The organism is Ruegeria sp. HKCCD6604 (genome assembly GCF_013110635.1).
Classification (GTDB): domain Bacteria; phylum Pseudomonadota; class Alphaproteobacteria; order Rhodobacterales; family Rhodobacteraceae; genus Ruegeria.
Map to the genome: position 1 here is coordinate 26,088 of NZ_WVQW01000016.1, position 17,581 is coordinate 43,668.

Annotated in this window: 15 protein-coding genes and 1 pseudogene; 12 read left to right on the forward strand and 4 right to left on the reverse strand. The window is 56.7% G+C overall.

From position 1 onward, the window contains the following. Nucleotides 1-42 precede the first annotated feature (42 nt). The 5 genes from phnD to GS614_RS21290 are packed head-to-tail and all read left to right on the forward strand — an operon-like array spanning nucleotide 43 to nucleotide 4,401. Nucleotides 43-1,017 (forward strand): phosphate/phosphite/phosphonate ABC transporter substrate-binding protein, encoded by a 975-nt coding sequence (phnD, locus tag GS614_RS21270; protein WP_171172652.1) that lies wholly within the window; start codon nucleotides 43-45, stop codon nucleotides 1,015-1,017. Between the two features lie 60 nt (nucleotides 1,018-1,077). Then, nucleotides 1,078-1,872: a phosphonate ABC transporter ATP-binding protein gene (phnC, locus tag GS614_RS21275; RefSeq protein ID WP_171172653.1), complete on the forward strand. Its 795-nt coding sequence runs from the start codon at nucleotides 1,078-1,080 to the stop codon at nucleotides 1,870-1,872. Beyond that, on the forward strand, nucleotides 1,869-2,684 hold the full coding sequence (phnE, locus tag GS614_RS21280; RefSeq protein ID WP_171120782.1) for a phosphonate ABC transporter, permease protein PhnE: 816 nt from the start codon (nucleotides 1,869-1,871) through the stop codon (nucleotides 2,682-2,684). The genes phnC and phnE (GS614_RS21280) overlap by 4 nt, the downstream gene beginning before the upstream one ends. After that, on the forward strand, nucleotides 2,684-3,499 hold the full coding sequence (phnE, locus tag GS614_RS21285) for a phosphonate ABC transporter, permease protein PhnE (protein WP_171120783.1): 816 nt from the start codon (nucleotides 2,684-2,686) through the stop codon (nucleotides 3,497-3,499). The genes phnE (GS614_RS21280) and phnE (GS614_RS21285) overlap by 1 nt, the downstream gene beginning before the upstream one ends. Then, nucleotides 3,463-4,401 carry an HAD family hydrolase gene (locus GS614_RS21290; protein WP_171172654.1) on the forward strand — a complete coding sequence of 313 codons (939 nt, stop codon included), beginning with the start codon at nucleotides 3,463-3,465 and terminating at the stop codon, nucleotides 4,399-4,401. Before phnE (GS614_RS21285) ends, GS614_RS21290 begins: the two co-directional genes overlap by 37 nt. Before the next feature lie 973 nt (nucleotides 4,402-5,374). Here GS614_RS21290 and GS614_RS21295 read toward each other — a convergent pair. Next, the gene (locus tag GS614_RS21295) at nucleotides 5,375-5,872 is read right to left on the reverse strand and encodes a hypothetical protein (RefSeq protein ID WP_152457395.1); all 498 of its coding nucleotides are present in this window, start codon (nucleotides 5,870-5,872) and stop codon (nucleotides 5,375-5,377) included. After that, nucleotides 5,865-6,617 carry a response regulator transcription factor gene (locus GS614_RS21300; RefSeq protein WP_171727270.1) on the reverse strand — a complete coding sequence of 251 codons (753 nt, stop codon included), beginning with the start codon at nucleotides 6,615-6,617 and terminating at the stop codon, nucleotides 5,865-5,867. The genes GS614_RS21295 and GS614_RS21300 overlap by 8 nt, the downstream gene beginning before the upstream one ends. 601 nt (nucleotides 6,618-7,218) lie before the next feature. Here GS614_RS21300 and GS614_RS21305 point away from each other — a divergent pair. The 6 genes from GS614_RS21305 (at nucleotide 7,219) to GS614_RS21330 (ending at nucleotide 15,919) form a co-directional block, all read left to right on the forward strand. Continuing rightward, entirely contained in the window at nucleotides 7,219-9,501 is a 2,283-nt protein-coding gene (locus tag GS614_RS21305; RefSeq protein WP_171120791.1) for a hypothetical protein, read from the forward strand. Between the two features lie 131 nt (nucleotides 9,502-9,632). Continuing rightward, nucleotides 9,633-11,573, forward strand: a complete 1,941-nt coding sequence (locus GS614_RS21310; RefSeq protein WP_171727271.1) for a type I secretion protein — start codon at nucleotides 9,633-9,635, stop codon at nucleotides 11,571-11,573. A 191-nt stretch (nucleotides 11,574-11,764) separates the two neighbouring features. Continuing rightward, nucleotides 11,765-13,828, forward strand: coding sequence for a type I secretion system permease/ATPase (locus GS614_RS21315; protein ID WP_371807933.1), 2,064 nt, complete (start codon nucleotides 11,765-11,767; stop codon nucleotides 13,826-13,828). 2 nt (nucleotides 13,829-13,830) lie between these two features. Then, entirely contained in the window at nucleotides 13,831-15,183 is a 1,353-nt protein-coding gene (locus GS614_RS21320; protein ID WP_171232495.1) for an HlyD family type I secretion periplasmic adaptor subunit, read from the forward strand. 79 nt (nucleotides 15,184-15,262) lie between these two features. Beyond that, nucleotides 15,263-15,640 (forward strand): rhodanese-like domain-containing protein, encoded by a 378-nt coding sequence (locus tag GS614_RS21325; protein ID WP_171363817.1) that lies wholly within the window; start codon nucleotides 15,263-15,265, stop codon nucleotides 15,638-15,640. 93 nt (nucleotides 15,641-15,733) lie between these two features. Continuing rightward, nucleotides 15,734-15,919, forward strand: coding sequence for a hypothetical protein (locus GS614_RS21330; RefSeq protein WP_152457401.1), 186 nt, complete (start codon nucleotides 15,734-15,736; stop codon nucleotides 15,917-15,919). On the opposite strand, the gene GS614_RS21335 is transcribed toward GS614_RS21330, so the two are convergent. Continuing rightward, a complete protein-coding gene (locus GS614_RS21335; RefSeq protein ID WP_171727272.1) occupies nucleotides 15,920-16,678 on the reverse strand; it encodes an alpha/beta fold hydrolase in 759 nt (252 codons plus the stop codon). It abuts the gene before it with no gap. Nucleotides 16,679-16,769: 91 nt separating this feature from the next. On the opposite strand from GS614_RS21335, the gene GS614_RS21340 reads away from it, so the two are divergent. Continuing rightward, nucleotides 16,770-17,144: a hypothetical protein gene (locus GS614_RS21340; protein WP_171172661.1), complete on the forward strand. Its 375-nt coding sequence runs from the start codon at nucleotides 16,770-16,772 to the stop codon at nucleotides 17,142-17,144. Between the two features lie 273 nt (nucleotides 17,145-17,417). Here the strand turns inward: GS614_RS21340 and glyA are convergent. Then, nucleotides 17,418-17,581 (reverse strand): annotated as a pseudogene (glyA, locus tag GS614_RS22310) (serine hydroxymethyltransferase); the annotation flags it as partial.

The following is a 17,581-nucleotide window of genomic DNA, read 5'->3' on the forward strand; positions in this document are numbered from 1 at the left end:
TAACGGCGGATAAAAAGCACCGCACTTGACTGGGAGGAAAACATGAAGATCGATATCAAACTATTGCTTGGGGCATCTGCAATCGCGCTCATGTCGATAAGTGGAACGGCGTCGGCGCAGGATTGTCCACGCGGTGACTTGGACGAGCGTTTTTGTGATGCCGACGGGGATTTGATCGCGGATATCCCCACAGATCCTTCCGAGCAGATAGATCCTGACACTTTGATTTTTGCCTATACGCCGGTTGAAGATCCCGCCGTATACAAAACCGCGTGGTCAGATTTTCTTGACCATTTGAAAGCGGAAACTGGCAAGGACGTCGTCTTTTTCCCTGTTCAAAACAACGCGGCCCAGATCGAGGCGATGCGTTCGGGGCGTTTGCACATTGCAGGCTTCAATACCGGTTCCAACCCACTGGCGGTAAACTGCGCCGGGTTCCGCCCCTTCACGATCATGGCTTCGAAGGACGGAAATTTTGGTTACGAGATGGAGATCATCACCTATCCAGGTTCGGGCATCGAAAAGGTCGAAGACATCAAGGGGAAGCAACTGGCTTTCACATCGCCTACATCCAACTCGGGATTCAAAGCGCCCTCGGCGATCCTGAAAAGCGATTTTGATCTTCTGCCAGAACGCGATTTCGAACCTGTCTACTCGGGCAAGCACGACAACTCGATCCTGGGTGTCGCCAACAAGGATTACCTGGCGGCTTCGATCGCGAATTCGGTAAAATCCCGGATGATCTCGCGCGATGTGATCAAGGAAGATGATGTCGTTACGATCTACAAGTCGCAGACTTTCCCGACCACTGGGTTTGGCACCGTCTACAACCTGACACCCGAGCTGCAGGAAAAGATCCGCAATGCCTTCTTCAATTTCGATTGGGAGGGGACGACACTTGAAGCTGAGTTCTCAAAATCAAACGAAGGCCAATTCCTCGAGATGACTTATCAGGAATTCTGGGACGTCATTCGTAAAATTGACGCAGCAAATGGCGTTTCCTACGCCTGCCAATAACCTTTCACTAATCCGGCGGGCCTGAAAGGGCCCGCTGTTCACCCTAATCTGGGGCATTTCATGCTGCGTCTTCAAAAGCTGACGAAAACATACAAGACCGGAGATCAGGCGCTGAAGGCGATTGATCTTGACGTTCCAAAAGGACAGGTTCTTGCATTGATCGGGCCTTCGGGCGCGGGCAAATCGACCATGATCCGCTGTGTCAACCGGTTGGTTGAACCGACAAGCGGCGGTGTCCTTCTGGATGACGTTGACGTGACCAAACTCGGCTCGGGAGCGTTGCGGAAAGCACGCCGCGAAATGGGTATGATCTTTCAGGAATATGCTTTGGTCGAACGCCTCACTGTGATGGAAAACGTATTGTCCGGCAGGCTGGGATACGTGGGATTCTGGCGCAGCTTCCTAAGACGGTATCCGCAATCGGATGTGGACGAAGCCTTCCGCTTGCTCGATCGGGTGGGGCTGTTGCACATGGCGGATAAACGGGCGGATGAACTGTCGGGTGGTCAACGCCAAAGGGTGGGCATCTGCCGCGCCTTGATTCAAAACCCGAAACTGTTGCTGGTTGATGAGCCAACTGCGTCGCTGGACCCCAAAACCAGCCGTCAGATAATGCGGCTAATCACCGAGTTATGTCAGGAACGCGGATTGGCAGCCATTATCAATATCCATGATGTGGCGCTCGCTCAGATGTTTGTTCCGCGCGTTGTGGGACTCCGATTTGGCGAAATTGTGTATGATGGGCTTCCCACCGGCCTTACCCCTGAGAAGCTGACCGAGATCTATGGGGAAGAAGACTGGGAAGCAACCATCGAAAAAGTGGACGAAGATGAAGATGTCGAGGCCGCAGAATGAGCCATCGAGAACTGGACGACATGCTGGGAAAAGGCTGGCGCAAACCTGCCTTTGTCAAGAACCCAGTGCTCCGCTGGGCATTGCTCCTTGGATTTTTCGCCTACCTGATCGCAGCCTTTATGACCATCGAAGTCGATTGGGGTCGTGTCTATGAAGGGCTGGATCGCGGCTGGGCGTTTGTGCTTGCATTCACCAGCCCAGACTTCATTTCACGGTGGTCAGATATTTGGAGCGGCCTTCTGGAGAGTATCGTGATGACCGTGGCCGCGTCGGTCGTGGGTATCCTGATATCGATCCCGATTGGGCTGGGGGCTGCACGCAACATCGCGCCATTGCCAGTCTATATGATTTGCCGAGGCATTGTTGCGATAAGCCGGGCATTGCAAGAGATCATCGTTGCCATATTGCTTGTGGCGATCTTCGGCTTTGGCCCGTTGGCCGGATTTCTGACGCTTTCCTTCGCCACCATAGGGTTTCTTTCGAAACTTCTGGCCGAAGATATCGAAGCCATGGACAAGGTTCAGGCCGAGGCGATCAAGGCCTCTGGAGCGCGTTGGCCACAATGGATCAACTATGGAGTTCAGCCGCAAGTGATGCCGCGACTTGTGGGCCTTTCCATGTATCGGATCGACATCAACTTCCGGGAAAGCGCGATCCTCGGGCTCGTGGGGGCTGGCGGAATTGGTGCGACTTTGAACACCGCATTCGACCGCTATGAATACGACACCGCGGCGGCCATTCTCATTCTGATCATCGGCATCGTGATGGCTCTGGAATACCTTTCGGGGATTATTCGAGCGAGGGTTCAGTAATGCCGATACTTGAACGCGACGATGCGCAAATCTGGCGTCGCCGGACAACAGGTCAGAGCTTGGTTCGTTGGTTCGGCTGGCTGTTGGGCGTGGCGATCTTTGTTTACTGCTGGCAGCTGATTTCGGAATCGACCACTTGGTTTTTCGTCTGGGACGCGCCCCGCATCGCCAATGATATCTGGACCCGGGCAACGCCTCCCAAATGGGAGTACATCACCCAACTGGGCCGCCCGATTTGGGACACTCTGAACATTGCCACCCTGGGAACAATCATCGCCCTATGCATGGCAGTGCCCGTTGCCTTTTTGGCGGCCCGCAACACCACGCCGTCGGCTTTGTTCATACGGCCGATTGCCCTGTTGGTCATTGTCTCGACTCGCTCTATCAACTCGTTGATCTGGGCGCTTCTTCTGATCGCGATTATTGGTCCCGGAGTGTTCGCCGGTGTCATAGCAATCGCCATTCGTTCAATCGGGTTTTGCGCAAAGCTTCTTTACGAAGCGATTGAGGAGATTGATCACACGCAGGTCGAAGCAATAACGGCAACCGGTGCTTCACGCTGGCAGGTAATGGCCTATGGGATCGTACCGCAAATCCTGCCCGCGTTTGCAGGCATTGCTGTTTTCCGTTGGGATATCAACATCCGCGAATCCACGGTGCTCGGGCTAGTTGGAGCCGGAGGTATCGGGTTGCAATTGTCGGCTTCGCTCAACGTTCTGGCTTGGCCACAAGTCAGCCTGATCCTGATTGTCATTCTCGTCGCGGTTATGATCAGCGAATGGGTTTCGGCGAAGGTACGAGGAGCCATCATTTGACCGGTTTCTCTGTGCAAGATGCTTTTGACGCCTACGAGGCTGTACGACATCGCCTGCCGCAAACCAGATCTACTGAATTGAACTATCGCCAGGCGGACACGCTGGAGGACATAGCTCATGAGTTTGACGTGTTCCTCCTCGATGCTTTCGGGGTTCTCAATATTGGCGATACGGCAATCCCGGATACGCCAGAACGGGTCAGGTCGCTGACAGCCGCTGGCAAACGTGTTCTGATCGTGTCGAATGCCGCCGGGTTTCCCCACGCAACTCTTATGGAGAAGTACAATAGGCTTGGTTACGATTTCGCACCACAAGACGTGATCACCAGCCGGGCCACGTTGTTGTCTGAACTGAACGGCCAAAGTGATTTGCAGTGGGGGTTGATGGCGGCTCCCAGTGCCGGCCTTCGCGATCTGGAGGGGCTGAAACTGTCCTATCTGGAGGATGACCCGAAGCCCTACGAAACCGTCGACGGGTTCTTGTTGATCGGGTCAGCGGTTTGGACTGAAGCACGACAAGCCATGTTGGAGGCCACTTTGCAAGAGCGTCCCCGCCCGGTATTGGTCGGCAACCCTGACATTGTCGCTCCGCGCGAGTACGGTTTTTCCAAGGAACCCGGTCTTTACGCGCACCGGCTGGCAGACCGGACAGGCGTCGCCCCTCAGTTCTTTGGAAAGCCTTTTGCCAATATCTATGATCTTGCTTTCCAATGTCTCGGGCACATCGACAAGTCTCGGGTTCTGATGGTGGGCGACAGCCTGCACACCGACATACTGGGCGCACGAGAAGCAGGCATAGCTTCCGCCCTCATCTCGGGATACGGTTTCTTCGCAGGGCATGATGTTAAAGCAGCGATCATAAAGGCAGGGATAGTCCCAAACTTTGTCGTAAGCCGGCCTTGATTCTAAGGCGTCACCCTTAGATGCGTTTTCCTGTTAACGCTTACTCGTATGTCGGCTGACACCGCGTGGCAAACATGCCGACCATATAAATGCAGTGCCACGTGTGAGCGGCGGCTTTGGAAAACTCCTCCGCAACCACAGAACTCTGAACTCATGTCTGGATTGGACTGTTATCACACATCCCAACAAACTGACGTATCGGCCGCTTTGACCGCAATTCGCAGCATATCTCAATCAGGTTCACGGCCTCAGTCCACAGCGGGTTTCAGAAACCGTGTACTTTTTCCATTAGCTTTTTATGGGTTCTTTCGGGACCGTTCACAAGTCGCCGTCTATCTCATCGAATCAAGTCCCCGAACCAGCGACCGCGCGCACCGTCGCCGCGCAGCCGTTTCTTGAACCGATCAAACGCGATGAGCGCCATGTCCTCAAATGTCGGGTCGTTCGGGTTGTTTTCTGCATCAAGACGCCGGAGCTCAAGTTCCGCAATCGGATCGTCGTCGCGTTCCGTATTAGAGGACCATTTTTTCGTTCTGTGCGCGCATCAAACAGGGACATGTCAGGGAAAGATCCAATCCCCCATCCTGGCGCTTGCCGTTGTCTTAGAACCGATAGAACCAGCGACTGCCGTTCTGCGACTTCTTGAGAAAGAGCCCGCCACCGTATTGAACAACGATACAAAGCGCGGCACTTATTACCTGCGCTGCTGATAGTCGGTTTACGTCTCTTGCTTTAACCGCCCCACACTTGCGGAGCGGTGCTTTCCCAAATTCTGTTGCAGTGTCCTGCAGGTGACGGACTAGTTTAATAGTAATATTAATGTTTTAGGGTCTATACGCAGCATGTTGTACAAGCCGCATCGTGCTCACCGCCCGTACCAAAAAGAATAAGAAAAATGCCGTGTCTTATGTGTGCGTGGCAGAACGCACGGGAGCTGCAAAGCCCCCCATAATACTCTGCTGTGCAACTATGCTTAAACCGGAAACCCCAATTGTCGGATCAGTTTCCAAATGTCCCTGTTCGCGGCTGATAGCTGATCAACGACTGCTTCGATCTGGAGCAGCGCGTTGTCGTCCACGGTATCTTCGCGGCCCAGTTTTATGTCGGTTTTGCGGTCAGCGATCCGCATAAGGATCGTTTTCGGGTTTCCGCTTTCAGGGTCGAAGGAATAGATGCAATGGTTGTACTTGTTGCGGATGCCAGAAAGCTTGGCCAGCCTTTGCGTATGTTCAAGGATCGGATCTCGGAGCTGGGCAGGGCGCCCTTCCATTTTTGCAAGTCTTTCAACCAGATCTATTCGCGCGCGGGTGGTGTTCAAAGTCAGAAATATGATTACGGCCACGTCCTTGGACGTTCCAGTCAGGCCGGCGATCAGATGGATCAGCAGGCTCTCGGTGTTTGTCCACATGTAGTTCAGCCTGCCGACCAAAAGGATCAGGCGGTCGAACCGGGCTTCAAAGGGATCAGTCAAGGGCGGTCTGCTGCGCCTCATGAGGCGCAACCTCGAAATAGAAATGAGCAGCCGCCGTCCGGTTGCTGACGCCAATCTTTCCGACAACGTTATGCATGTGCAGCTTGACCGTGTGTTCCGTGATGCCCAGCTTGGCCGCAATCAATTTGTTGCTTTTGCCTTCTGAGACCAGTTGCAAAACCTGTTTTTCGCGGCGTGTCAGCTTGGAGTACTGTGCGTGCCGATCCGCGCCGTTGGATGTAAATGTCTCCCGTTGCCGTGGTCTCTCGGGCGCGCGCTGACAGGGGGCTGAAACACAGTCAGCCAGAAAGCTGGGAAGATAAAGTTCCTCGTGCATCAGCAGTCTGAGGATGGCGCGCCACGCATCCGGTGCCACGTTCATCGGTAGAAAGCCGACATCTCCAAACTGCGCGCGGTTCCAGCCTTCGAACAGGTGCCGGGCCGATTCCTCTTTGCGATAGGCGAAGGCAAGACAGCCGGAACCTGCACTTTTGGTGTATGCATCTGGGCGCGCCAACAGGTCTTCGATCAACATCTGATCCACGACGACGATCTTGCCGGTGTCCGGAACACTTGCACGCATCGCCTCGAGTGTTTCGAAGCGAAAAGCGCGGACACCAAACTCGGTTTGAACGCTTCTTAGGGTTTGATTTGAATAGAATAGTTCTTTCCCGAGGAAGACAATTGAAAAATCTTCTGAATAAAAGCTCTGATTGCCATATTCATTGTTCAAAGACTCACTCATTATATTCCCTCACAAAACGGGGTTAACCGGAAATGGCTTTATCGAAATGGAATTACCGGTGTAAAAGTAGTTAACTAATCAAAGAATTACGTGAGGTTTATTGTAGCTGAAAACGTGATTTTCTACAACCAGACGGTATAGTTCAAGTGCCTTAGATATAGAACTATTGTTTAGGTTTTTCGGTGTGGCATTGTGTAACCAGCGGAAACAATTGCATAATTTTTTATTGCTTTCTTAATTTAGAACTTTTTGTTCCAGCCCGACGAAAGTTCCGCAATGCTCTCAAAATAAACATAAAAAACAATAGTTTATCCTCATAAGAACTTTCAGTTAGCTAGTCGCAAGCGTGCGTCGCTGCGAACATGGTCAGGCTTTAATTGTGAAAGCGTCTGTCCCTGCCGCGCCCGTTCCTTGCGCATTTCAGCATCGATTGTGAACGGCCGCGTATTCGGCTTAGCCGGGAAAGGAGGTGGCCTCAGAAAAACTACCGTGAACCGCATTCAGCGTGCTTGAACGCTGTGCGGGTATTTCAGTTTCAATCACGCCCGTTGCCGCTTTGTAGATGAATGGCGGTCAGGCGTTCCATAAATGGGAATTTGTTATGAGACGTAACGTAAACAATACAAACGTAACGACCGTTGATGAAATCGTTGTCGAAAACCTGGATGCTCCGGTGGATGTTGAAATTCAGGTTGATGAGGCTCTTGTCGAAGCCGATGTGACTGCGCAGCAACAGCAGCAAGACCAGAATGTAGAGAACGCCAACGAACAGGGTCAGGATCAGGGTCAGGACCAAGGCCAGGATCAAGACCAGGGTCAGGATCAGGACCAAGGTCAGGATCAGGACCAGGGTCAGGATCAAGACCAGACGCTTAATGCCGGCGACAACACCAACGACAACTCCAACAGCAACTCAATCAATATCGATTTCGGCGGCGGTGAGTGGATTCCGCGCGACGATGATCAGGTTGATCTGGACCTCGGCGATTCGGCGACAGTGGGTGACGTGATCACTGCTGGTCGCGATCTGACCTATGATCCAGGCGATGACATGAATCTGGATATCTCGATGGACGGCGCCGGAACGGCAATGTCATCCGTGAACAGCCAGGTCGCCAGCCTGAGCGACGACGACACGCTTGATTCACCGACCGTATCCAACAACGCCGACTTCACCCAGAACGGCGATGCCAATGGTGGCACGGCAACTGCGGCTGAAGGTATCAGCTCGGATGCCGGCGGTGGAAAATCGGGCGACGGTGGAACCAGCTACGGTGGCGCGGCCGATTCATCAACCTTGGGCAGCCACGCGTGGGCTGACGGTGGCGATACCGGCAGTGCGGATGCCGATTCCAGCGCTGGTCGGGGCGGATCGACCGGTGACGCAAGCAATGCCAGCAATGGTGTTGGTATGGCGGGCGCGGGATCCGACGGTGACAGTGCCGGTGGAGATGGCGGTGCCGCAGATGGCTCAGCCTCGTCCGACAATGACGGCAGCACAAGTGCCGATGGCAGCGGAACCGGTGGAGCCGGCGGCAGCGCGGATTCGTTTGGTTTGGGTCTGGGCCTTGGTCTGTCCGGTTCGAACGCAGCCGGTAACGCAAACGGCGGCGACAGCGATTCCGACTCGACCGGAACCGGGACCGGAACGGCGGACAACGCTGCGGATGCGTCTGGTGCGGACGGTGGCGACGGTAATGCTGCGGCAGATGGTTCGGCTTCGAACACAAGCGACAGCAACACTGATGCAAATGATGCCACTGCGGGTGACAACACTGCGGACGGCTCTGCTGACAGCGGCGCAGACAGCTCGGCTGACGGCTCTGGCGGAACCGGAACCGGTGGTGACGGATCCGGCGGTGACGGCACTGGTGGTGACGGCACCGGTGGCGACGGCACCGGCGGTGACGGCGAAGGTGGATTCGGCGCGATGGTCGAAGCTGCAATCATGGCTCTGCAGGAAGAGCTGGGCATGATTGACGCCGAAGCGGGCGAAGGCGGCGACGGAACCGGCGGTGACGGCACCGGTGGCGACGGCACGGCCGGCGACGGTTCAGGTGGCGACGGCTCAGGCGGCGACGGCTCCGGTGGGACCGCTGACGCGGATTCCGATGCTCAGGGTGTTGGCGATCAGTCGGCAAGCGGGCCGGATATCGACCAGAGCCCGGGCGACGTGAACGGCGCGGCCAGCAACTCGCAAGACACCGACGGAAGCGGCGGTGACGGCGGGTCGAACGCAGCAGATGGCGCAGCGGATGCGGCCGGTACCGGAACATCGGCTGCCGACGGCGACGGCGGCGCGGGCGGTAGCACAACGCCAACATCATCGTCTACCGGCAACGGAGCCGGGTCTGCCGACGCGGCCAATACCGCAGGCAACGGCGGAGCTGCCGACATCTTCGGAGACGCCGACACAAACGGTGCGGCTGACAGCTTGGCCGAAGCAATTGCCGGATACGGCGGCGAAGGCAGTTCCGACAATGATGCCACATCGACTGGGTCGGGCGACGCAGCTGGTGCGGCTGACTCGGGCAACGGTGGTGCCGGTGGCGCATCCGCCGCGAACGGTGGAACCAGCGGAGCTTCGATGGGCACTGCAACGTCAGGCGATACCATGGGTGGCATGATCACCGGTGGTAACGGTGGCGGCGCCTATTCAGGTGACGGTGGTGCCGGCGGCAATGGTGGTGCCTGGGGCGCGAACAATGGTGGCGATGGCATCGTGACCGGTGAGTCCTATGCATCGGCGGCAGCTGTTGTTGATACGTCTGCGTTCAACCAGTCGATCATCATGGGCGCCAACGTCCTGGGCAACACGGTCGATACGACCATGGTGGGTGGTTCGATGAACATGTCCCACGCCAGCGACGACACGGACGTTTAAGTCAAAAGGCGGGGCTCGCATTTTCGGGCCTTGCTACCTTTCGAAAATGCCGGGGCCGCAAAACGCGGCCCCGGCCCAACTGAACCCAAAGCGGAAATTACGAGCCGCCGCGGGCAAAAAGGATAACCGACATGGCACTTGACGGTATTACGGAAACGATAGCGCATTTTGTTGGAACTTTTGAGCTTACGATAGAACAAGCCCGCCTGAGGGATCAGTACGAAGAATTCAGCGCCCTGAGGCGTAAAGCCGAAATAGACGGGCTTGACGAGCCTACCTCGATCAACATCAAAGCTGATCTGGATGTCCCGGCGGGCGAATACAAAGCCCTGCCATTCAATTTTCTTCCCTCTCAACCGGAACTTACGTTGCCAAAAGCTCCTGTCGGGCCGGTGCATGAGTCGGTCATCATCCTCAATGGTGACAGCGCGGAATCCACGCGATTTGTTCCAGACAGCGTATCCGGCCCGTCTTCTGCACCGGAACTGATTATTCTGCGACCGGATACGGTGCCGCTGGGTTCGGCAATGACGTTCACCGTGCAAAAGGTGGTCATGCGCGACAACGACACGGTGGGGGAAGGGGACTTTCGCGATACCGAGGCGCTGATCGCCCAGGGCGAAGAGATGATGGACATGGCGCTGTCGCTTCATGCCATGGCAGCCCCTTCGCTTTCGCTCGCGGATTACAAGTCGACCGAAATGCTCGAGGCGCTGGCCGAACAGATGTTGGCCCCGGCAAACGCGAATATCGACGGGGTCACGGTACATCAGTTTCATGGCAATGATGCGTTGGGGGTGATCGTAAACGGTAAGTACGTTGAAGAAGCTCCGATATGGACAGACATCCTGCCTGCGTTCCATCAGCCGGATGAAGCCGGAGAGGATGAGGCAGAGGCCATGCTCCCGGCCGAGTGGGATCAGTCGAAAGATCCTGACTTTGACGACGGACACCTGGTCGTGACCGGAGGGAACCTTGCTATCAATGCTGTCTCGGCATCTGTAGGTTGGGTTGATGCCCCCTATATCGCCGTCGGAGGGCAGGCGATCAGCCTGACCGCCATCAGCCAGGTTGCGCTTGTGTCAGATTGGGATGTGGGGGCACCGGGAACGGGCAGCGGCACCAATGTGATTCAGTCCTCGAAGATCGAAGTCGAAGGCCGAGATGCCCCCTGGCTGGACAATGGCGCCGGAACAACCGGACAGCCTGACTTCATCGTTGTGGATTGGGTCCACGGTGATCTGGTTGTGGCCAACTTCGTCAAGCAAGTTATCGACGCCACGGATATCGACAACATACAGACCGAGATTTCGGCCGCATCGACCTTGTACGCGCTGGGCGACAACGAAATGTTCAATGTCACCGACATCGTGCAGCTGGGCAGTTTTTACGACCTGATCATGATCGACGGGAATATGATTTCCGTGGACATGTTGTACCAGACCAACACCCTGATAGATGACGATATCATCAGCGGCGGTATGCCCGGCGCAATGGCCGGAGATGATGAAAACGTGATCATGAATGACGCGTCGGTCAAAACCGTAGGCGCAGATACACATCAGGATTTGCAGCAGAACCTGTCCGACGCCATGGCGCTTGATCAAACGGATGTGGATGCGTTGGAGAATGCGCTGCTCAACGATCCCTTGTTTGCAGGGATGGAGCAGTTGCGCGTGCTCAAGATCGACGGAGACTTGTTGCAGGTGAACATCGTTGAACAGGTCACCATGATGCTGGATCAGGATCAAATTGACCTGTCCGGTCCCAGTGCCGCCGATACCGATGTCGTCGCAGGCAGCAACGCTCTTTTGAACTCCGTCAATCTGACCAAAATGGGTGTGGATTCGACGGTTATGGCCGCTGACGGATCTTATTCTGACCTGCTGCTTCATCAGGCCAGCCTGATTGACGTGCCGGACAACCAGGAAATCACAGATATGACCAACGAGGCGATCGCCGCAATCATGGCGGACATGTCTGTGCCGCAACCGGATGCGGCCCTGGCACTGGACGCACAATCCACTGACACAACGACACCAGATGACGGCCTGCAATCCATGCTGGCCTGACCCCCCAAGTTTTTATCGAGTGACCAGAAGGTTTGTATATGTCGATTGTTTTTTCGTCGCGCCGTCCACTCTTATCCAGTCCACTGGACAGGCAGGGCGGTTTGGGCCCGAAGCGCCAGCGCGCAGACGGTGGGGCAGATCCAGCGACACAACGGGTCAAAGCCCGGTTGCACCTGACGCAGGAGATGCGCGTGTCTGAGTCAGATCCAGATTCGACGGTTGAAACCGAAGCGCCACAGCAATCCAAAGACCAAAAACACTCACGCGAACAACGGCGCGCTGATCCTCCCCATCAGCGTGCGCAGCCGCAACCCGCGCAAGATGAAGAGCCGGCGGGTGGCGGCAATGGGGTGGCCGACGCCGACGGCCCGGATCCGGCATCCGCCGGGGACTCGACTGCGCGCAAGACCCCCTCTGCACGCGCATCCGGTGAGAACGGCATAGGCACCACGATCGAGGCCAAGGCAAACCAGCCACTGTTGCAAACGAATTCCGGCGGCGGTGATGGGAACGGGCCACCCCAAACCTTCCACAAACGCACCCCGCCCGAAGATTTCCAGCGCACGTTGCGCGTTTCGATGCGGGCGATCCGGCGCAATCTTGCGTTTGTTCTGGTCCTGACCTGCGCCACGAACATCCTGATCCTGGCGATTCCGATCTATCTGTTCCAGATCAGTGACCGTGTTCTGACCAGCCGGTCGCTGGATACGCTGATCATGCTGACGGCCATCGTGGCAGGGGCGGTGATCTTCCAGTCTGCTTTTGATGCGGTGCGGCGGTTCATGCTCATGCGGACAGGGGTTGAAGTGGCGGCCCGGCTGGGCGCACCGGTTCTGAGCGCGGCGGCCCATGCGTCGCTGCACGGAAACGGGCGCGAGTATCAGACATTGGGCGATCTGCAACAGCTTCGTGGTTTTCTGGTCTCGGGCACGCTGCTTTCATTTCTGGACGTGCCGTTTGCACCGCTGTTCATTCTGATGATTTTCCTCGTGCATCCGCAACTGGGCATGATCGTGGTGGTTACTGCGTTGATTCTTATGACGATTGCACTGATCAACCAGAAAACGACTGCCAAGCCGTTTGCCGAGGCCAACAAGGCACAGTCCATGGCGAACCTGCATCTGGATTCGATGTCTCGCAACAGTCAGATTATTAATGCTCTGGCAATGATCCCCGAGGCCGTGCGGATCTGGGGGCGGGATACTGCCCAATCCCTGACCTGGCAGGTGCGGGCGCAGGACCGCAACGTGATCTTCGCTGCAATCTCGCGCGCCGTTCGCCTTTTGACGCAGATCGGAATTCTGGGTTGGGGCGCGTTTCTGGCGCTGCAAGGAGAGATCACAGGCGGTATGGTGATTGCGGCCTCGATCATCGCCGGGCGTGCCTTTGCGCCAATTGAAGGTTCGATTGAAGGATGGAACAGCTATCTGCTGACGCGCGGAGCTTACGGCCGGATCAAGGCACTGCTGTCGACCTCGGCCCTGCAATACGAAAAACTGCGCTTGCCACGCCCCGAAGGTCGTCTGGATGTCGAACGCCTGCTCTATGTACCGGGCGGAACCAAGCGCGTGGTTCTGAACGGCATCACGTTCTCACTGGTTCCCGGCGAAACATTGGCCATCATCGGCAATTCCGGTGCGGGGAAAACCACGCTTGGAAAAACTCTGGTGGGATCCATCCTGCCCACATCGGGCAGCGTCAGGCTTGACCTGATGGACATCCGAAACTGGGACCCGCGCCAGTTTGGCGAAAGCATCGGCTACCTGCCGCAGGATGTTCAGTTGTTCCCGGGCACGATCAAGGACAATATCGGCCGGATGCGGGCGGATGCCACTGACGAACAGATCCATGATGCCGCCGTTCTGGCCGATGTTCATAACATGATTGCAACGCTGCCGCAGGGATATGAGACCGTGGTGGCGGCTGATGGCTCGCCTTTGTCCGGTGGTCAGAAGCAGCGTATCGCTCTGGCACGGGCGTTCTTCGGCAACCCCAGAATGGTTGTGCTGGATGAACCGAATTCAAATCTCGACGTCGCGGGCGACAAGGCGCTGGCATGTGCAATCGAACAGGCACGTCAAAGCAAGATCACCGTTGTCGTCATTACGCAGAAGCCAACGTTGTTGAATGTTGTCGACAAGATCATGCTGCTGACGGATGGGCGTGTGGCCCTGTTCGGTCAGCGTGATCAGGTTCTTCAGCAGATCAACGGGCCGCGCAAGCAGACTGGAATTGAAGGCCAGCAGGGGGGCTGACCATGAATGACCTCGTACCTGTGAACAACTCATCCAATGAACCAGAAGTCTGGTATGCTGAGGTTCCGCGCTCGATCAACAGGTTGATAGTGATCGGGGTGGTCTTGCTTGTCGTTTGCTTCGGCGGTTTCGGGGTCTGGTCGTTCAGTGCCCCGCTGGCCGCAGCGGTCATCGCGCAAGGCAGCTTTGTTGCCACGGGCCGAAACAAGATTGTGCAACATCTTGAAGGTGGTATCATCGAAGACATCAAGGTTGTGGAAGGTCAGGCGGTTCAGGCAGGTCAAGTGTTGATGACCCTGGACCAGACCTCGGCCCAGGCCAATGAGCGTGAATTGCATATTCGCAAGCTGCGCCTTCAGGCCATGACCGAGCGGTTGCTGGCCGAGTACGGGGAACGCGACCGCCTCGTGTTTTCGCAGGCGCTTGTCGAAGCATCAGAAGATCCTGAAGTAATGGCCATTCTGGATGGTCAAAAGCTCAGCTTTGATGTGTCGCGCAAGACGCTGCTGAATGACTTGGCTTTGCTGGAGCGCAATATGGAAGCGCTGAAAATCCGATCCAGCGGATTTGAGGCGCAACTGGATAGCATGGCCCGGCGTGCCGAGATATTGCAGGAGGAATTTGAGGCCAAAAGCCAACTGTTCGAAAAGGGCCTTGTCCGCAAAGGGGAGTTGAACACGATCCGTCGTGTTCAGGCCGAAGCCGAAGGTCAGCAGGCCCGGTTGCAGGCGGAAGCCGCTGAAATCAACCAGATGCTGCTGAAATATGACGAACAGATCGCGCGTACGCGGTCCGCCTATCGTGAGGCCGCACTGGATGAACTGGGCGTGATCGAAGCCGATCTGGAAAGCGTGCGTGAAAAATCCCGACAGGCGCGCAGCGTTCTTGACCGGGCCGTGGTGCGCGCGCCGGTAACCGGAACGGTGGTGCGATTGCATTATCACACGCCGGGCGGTGTGATTGAGACCGGGGAACCGATAGCCGAAATCCTGCCCGCAGATGCGCCCCTGATCATCGAGGCACAGATTCCGCGTACCGAGATTGACAGTGTCGTCACGGGGCAGACCGCCACAGTCCGCCTGATCGCGTTGAACCAACGCACGACGCCTGTTTTGTATGGCGAGGTTTTCTATATCTCGGCCGATGCGCTGCTTGAGGATTCGACCGGTGTTCCGCAGGAAGTCTATCTGGCACGAGTCTCACTGACCCCGGATGAGTTGCAGCGCGTGCGCGGCTTTGTTCCGACACCGGGGATGCCCGCAGAAATCATGATCCAGACCGAGGAGCGCACCTTTGCGGCCTATATCGCCAAACCGGTATCAGACAGCATGTCGCGCGCGTTTCGCGAGCAGTAACACGCGCGTTTCCTTCCATGTCTACACCTTCCAAAATTCGCATGTTAACCTCTGCGCGGTGACGTAAAGGAGAACTCACATGCCGGTGACGGTGAAAGAGATGATGGAGGCGGCCAACGCGGTGGTCGAGCGTATCGATGCGGCCAAGGCAAAGGCGATGACCGAACAGGGGGCGCTGCTGTTGGACATTCGCGATGCAAATGAGCTGGAACAGACGGGCCGCGCCGTCAGGGCGCATCATATACCCCGCGGCATGCTGGAGTTTCGGGCAGATGATGCATTGCAATCACACGACCCTGAACTGCGCAAGGATCGCCCCATCGTGTTGTACTGCGCATCTGGCGGGCGCGCGGCTTTGGCCGGAAAACTCCTGAAGGATATGGGATACCAGAGGGTTTACAATCTTGGTGGATTGACGGACTGGGTGAATGGGGGCGGTGAAATCGCCAAATCCTAGCTTCGAAACCGTCTGAAACTGACACAAATCAAAGTACAACACATTCGAATCGTGAAATATTTGGCCGGAAGCCATCAAAAGGAAAGCCCGGCCATGTTTCGCCTTGCCGCTATGCTTTATTCACTGATTGCAACTGCTCTGTCTGGTTCGGCCGTAATCGCCGTGCTGTCGGCCGGAATGGTGTCCGTCAGCGCAATTGTGGGCGCCGCGGCCGCGGGAGCCGTAATCGCAGCTCCGGCATCCTGGATGGTGGCCAGGCGGTTGTATCAAGGCGCTTGATCAGGCGTTCAGGAAGGTCCTGACGGCAGCTTCGAACTCGCGCGGTTTTTCGGCGTGCAGCCAGTGCCCGGCGCCGGGGATCTTGGCAAATCGCGCGCCGGGGAACAGTGCGCGGATTTTGGCCCGATGTTCCGGCAAGACGTAATCTGACTCGGCCCCCGACAGGAACAGCGCGGGGCCTTGCCACTGGGCGTCCAACTCGGGAAAGCCCATGATATTTGGCATCTGGTCCGCCAACACATCCAGGTTCAGCAGCCAACGCTTTCCCTTGATGTCCAGCGATTGGGTAAAGAAGCTCTGCAATGCTTTTTCAACGCCTTGCTCGGTCAATTGCTGCTCGGCATCCGAGCGGCGTGCAATGCGCGAGAAATCCACGGCACGCATGGCCTCGATAAATTGAATTTGGCTGTGCGTGTATTTCACCGGCGCAATATCTGCGACCACCAGTTTGTTCACCAGCGCGCCGTGTTGCAGCGCAAGTGTCATCGCGGCCTTGCCGCCCATTGAATGCCCAAGTACGTCTGCCGTCCCGCCGATCCGTTCGATGACCTCGGCGATATCCTGCGCCAGATGGGGATAGTCATGACAAGCATCCCACGCGCTGTAGGCGTGGTTACGCATATCGACGGCCACAACCTGTCGCTGGTCTGATAGCCGTCTGGCAATCACGCCCCAGTTCCGGGCCGATCCATACAGGCCGTGGGCAATGACAAGGGGCGGTCGGGCGGTCGGTTCGCCATGTATGATGGTGTTCAGCATGTACCGCGTGATACAAGTCACCGCCGGAAACGACCAGCCCCATTGTAGGTCATAGACGCTGCCGCTAGATTGCCTCCGCAGGAGGCCACCAATGGCGCAGGACCCAGACATTCAGACTCGGATCGCCGAAACGGTTGTGTTGCTGCGCGCAAAGCTCGGGTTGCGCGACAAGACGCTCGAGGCATCGATCCGCAAGGCCAAGCGCCGACTGCCGCGGCGCGTCTACAAGCAGGCCTTGATTCTGGCCCGGGCCGAGGCGATGGCGTCTCATCCCAAACTGAGGCTGGTTCTGGACAACCCCAAGCTGATCAAGGCGTCCGACGTGGTGCAGGAACATCTGGGGTCCATCAATCTTGCGGATCGCAGATGGGGTTGGTTCCTTGGCCTGCTGGGGGGGCTGGCCTTCAACATGCTGGCACTGACGACGCTTCTGTTGGTTTTTCTGTGGTGGCGCGGCTTGATCTGAGCTTGGATTCTGGACAACGCGCCAAGGTCTGAACATGGCGCAAACCCCTGTGTGCGGTGACATCGAATGCACGGATTCGGTGTGACCAGCTGCGCGAAAGGCTGGTCGGGGCGGAAAAAGCGCGTATTGACCAGAATGGCTTGGGCGACCGTGGGGCCCGGGACCTTGCCCAAAACACCGGATATGCGCTGGGCGAGATCCAGAACGTTTTCAGGGATCTGACGCAAGGAAACGGCGCCTCATGGCGCCGTTCCGTGTTGGAGGATGGACCAGTTACAGGTTCGGATAGATCGGGAAGCGTGCACAGAGGTCTGCGACTTCGGCCTTGACCTTGGCTTCGACGGCGCCGTTGCCGTCTTCGCCATTGGCGGCCAGGCCGTCTACCACTTCGATGATCCAGTCGGCGATCTGGCGGAATTCGACCTCGCCGAAGCCGC